This window comes from Mycobacterium sp., from assembly GCF_039583785.1.
Taxonomy (GTDB): domain Bacteria; phylum Actinomycetota; class Actinomycetes; order Mycobacteriales; family Mycobacteriaceae; genus Mycobacterium.
Window position 1 is genome coordinate 1 of the sequence record NZ_JAVKSG010000167.1, and the last position, 2,674, is coordinate 2,674.

General features: G+C 63.6%; 3 protein-coding genes, 1 pseudogene and 1 riboswitch. Of the genes and pseudogenes, 1 reads left to right on the forward strand and 3 read right to left on the reverse strand.

The features are described 5' to 3' along the window. Positions 1-100 precede the first annotated feature (100 nt). Positions 101-400 carry a PE family protein gene (locus ABDV69_RS20945; protein ID WP_343577720.1) on the reverse strand — a complete coding sequence of 100 codons (300 nt, stop codon included), beginning with the start codon at positions 398-400 and terminating at the stop codon, positions 101-103. Positions 401-632: 232 nt separating this feature from the next. Here ABDV69_RS20945 and ABDV69_RS20950 point away from each other — a divergent pair, with 232 nt between their 5' ends. Further along, the gene (locus ABDV69_RS20950; RefSeq protein ID WP_343577721.1) at positions 633-1,394 is read left to right on the forward strand and encodes a lipase family protein; all 762 of its coding nucleotides are present in this window, start codon (positions 633-635) and stop codon (positions 1,392-1,394) included. Positions 1,395-1,455: 61 nt separating this feature from the next. On the opposite strand, the gene ABDV69_RS20955 is transcribed toward ABDV69_RS20950, so the two are convergent. Both ABDV69_RS20955 and ABDV69_RS20960 read right to left on the reverse strand, forming a co-directional pair. Continuing rightward, positions 1,456-1,680 carry an Rv1535 family protein gene (locus tag ABDV69_RS20955; RefSeq protein WP_343577722.1) on the reverse strand — a complete coding sequence of 75 codons (225 nt, stop codon included), beginning with the start codon at positions 1,678-1,680 and terminating at the stop codon, positions 1,456-1,458. 262 nt (positions 1,681-1,942) lie between these two features. Beyond that, positions 1,943-2,114: riboswitch (M-box (ykoK) riboswitch) on the reverse strand. Between the two features lie 249 nt (positions 2,115-2,363). Then, a pseudogene (locus ABDV69_RS20960) lies at positions 2,364-2,674 on the reverse strand (nitronate monooxygenase); the annotation flags it as partial.

A 2,674-nucleotide genomic window follows, 5' to 3' on the forward strand; every position in this document is an offset into this window, starting at 1 on the left:
ACTGCGGACCCGGACCGGCATACATCAGTCCGGAGTTGACCTCCGGAGGCAACACCCCGAAATCCAGACCGCCCGCCGCACCAGCCATTGCTGTCCCGAGCTAACCGGCGACCAAGGCGTTGGCGGCTTCGGTCATCGCATAGGAGCCGGCGCTGGTTCGCAAGACGGTGACGAACATCGACAGAATCTCGTCGGCCCGCGAGCTGATCTCCTGATACTGGTGGCCGTAAGCGGCGAACTGGGCCGCGGTCAGCGCCGACACCGGGTCGGCGGCGGGCGGAGTCACTCCGGTCGTCGGAGCCACTGCCGCTTTGTTTTGCGCGGATACGGCCGAACCGGTCCCGGCTAGCTGCCCTGCTGCCGCCTCCAGCAACTCCGGTTGGGCAATGACAAAAGACACGGCACCCCTTCTCCTTGCCGTAGACAGTCCTTGTGCGGGAGGGCACTCCCATTCGGCCGATCGCACCCCCCGGATGAACCAGCACGGCGATCTAGTGCGAAATGACAATCATTATCATCTGCCCAGATGTTCTAGCATGGGCTGGCGTTCGGGGTCAAGCTCCGTAAGCCAGGACGCGTGCCGAAGCACGAGATCCGGCAGGATCCCAGCACAAGTCACCTAGACTTCGAGCGTGGCGTTCGACCCGACGTTTGCGCGCGACGTGGTGCTGCCGCTGGCGCAGGCGGCCTACACCGTGATGGACGGCAGCACGCCGACATTGCCGGCCGGATACAGCCAAACCAGCGTGATCCAGGCCGATACCGTGGTGCTCTCCGCAATGACCGACCCGCACCCGGCAGTGACTGCGATGACTAAAAACACCAACGTATTCGGGCTGATGGGCCGCAATGCGGCCAACCGCACCGCATTTCTGTCTTTCCGGGGAACCGCCGATGTCGCCGAGTGGGTGGCCGACATCGATGCTGTGCCCGACGACTACCGCCCGATCAGCGGGTTCGGACAGGTGCACGCGGGCTTTCAGGACGTCTATCAACTGGTCCGCGCCAACGTCGCCGCCAACCTGGCTGCGGCCACCGCCGACTGCGATCAGATCCTGGTCACCGGACACAGTCTCGGCGCAGCACTCGCTGTTCTCGCGGCGCCCGACATCGACCGCAACATGCCCCCGAACAAGATCGAGCCCCGGCTGATCACGTTCGCCGGGCCCCGCGTCGGGCTGATCAACTTCGCCGCGAAGTTCGACGCGCTCATCGAAAGCTGCTACCGCGTAGTGAACTTCCTCGACATCGTGCCGTATCTGCCTCCTGCGCCGTACGTACACGTGGGTGCGCAAATCTCGGTTGACAGTGGCGGCCAAGTCGCGTTCGGCTGGCGGCACAGCCTTGCCGCCTATCGCAACGGATTGTCGGCCTACATCACGGCGCAGCAGTAACGCAGGACTCCCGGCACCGAAGCGGTTAAAAACTTCGGATACCGGGATCCTGGAACACATTTCAGGCGCGGACCTCGATAACGCCCGCGCGCCACAACGCCGCGTAAAGCTGACGCAGCGGAACACACAGCAGCCGAGCGGCGCCGTCAACCAGCGGGTCGGAGCCCAGCGGGCGCGGGTCGGGCCGCTTCGCGGTCTTCGGCGTCGCCGGTGCCGGGTCAGGGACGACCCTGAGCCGTGGCGCGGACGTCGCCGCTGCTACCTCGTCGTACAGAACAGCGGTCATGATCGCCTCCTACGCAGAAAATCAAACGGGCACAACGGGATTCGGTGTCCGTCCGATACGGCGGCGAAATGCGATGAGAGCGTAAAGGGCTCAGTTGAGGGCAAGGAGTCGCAGGCCGGATCGGGACGAGACGTCCGGATATCGATCCGGACTAGAACTGGAACTCATGTGTCCCTCACCTCCTCGCGGTCGCTCCACGTGCGGGTATGCCGCACCAATTCACACGCAAGCAGGGATTCAGACACCCGTGATCTCCGGGGAGTCCGCACCCCACTCGTCAGAGTTTCGGCACTACGCGCCGTATCCGGAACAAACCGGAAGCCACTTGGGCTCAACCCTTAACCCGGGAGGAGCTGTCCTGACCCTGGGCGTCTCTCGACGTTCGGGGTCAGTGGCCTGTATCCGCGTAGACGCCTCACTTAACGAGGTGCTTACCAGATCGACTATGCCCGAACATCCCGCCTGGGTCAAACCGCCACACCGCACACACTGACCAGCCGATATGGTTTCGTGACGTAAACCTCGACCTAGTCCGGCCGCAATCCCTTCATGACCAGCGACAGGCGGCATCGGCCGCGGTCACGCCGTCGTCGGCGATGCCCGTCGAACGGGCGCCGAGCGGGTACACGTCACGCCGCAAAATCTTGGTCACGTGCGCCTCCCCGGGCGACCATCATGGCATCTCACTTTTGAACTAAACCGTCGAGAAGTTCTACGGTGTCGATGAATTCGGCAACCATGTCCAGTACCACCGTCTTGGCCGGCTGGATTTTGTCCATCGAGCCCACGACCTGCCCGACAAAGTAGGTGGCCAACTCGTGAGCTTTGGAATCATGCTGGCCGGCAGCATGATTGATACGCATCTGAGCGTCGCCAACCAGCGCCGTCTGCAGTGGCATTTGGAGCGGGTCGGGGTTGTCGCCACGCTCCCATTCGTCGGTCCACGCTGTGCGCAGCATGCGCGCTGGCTTACCCGTCAACGACCGCGACCGCA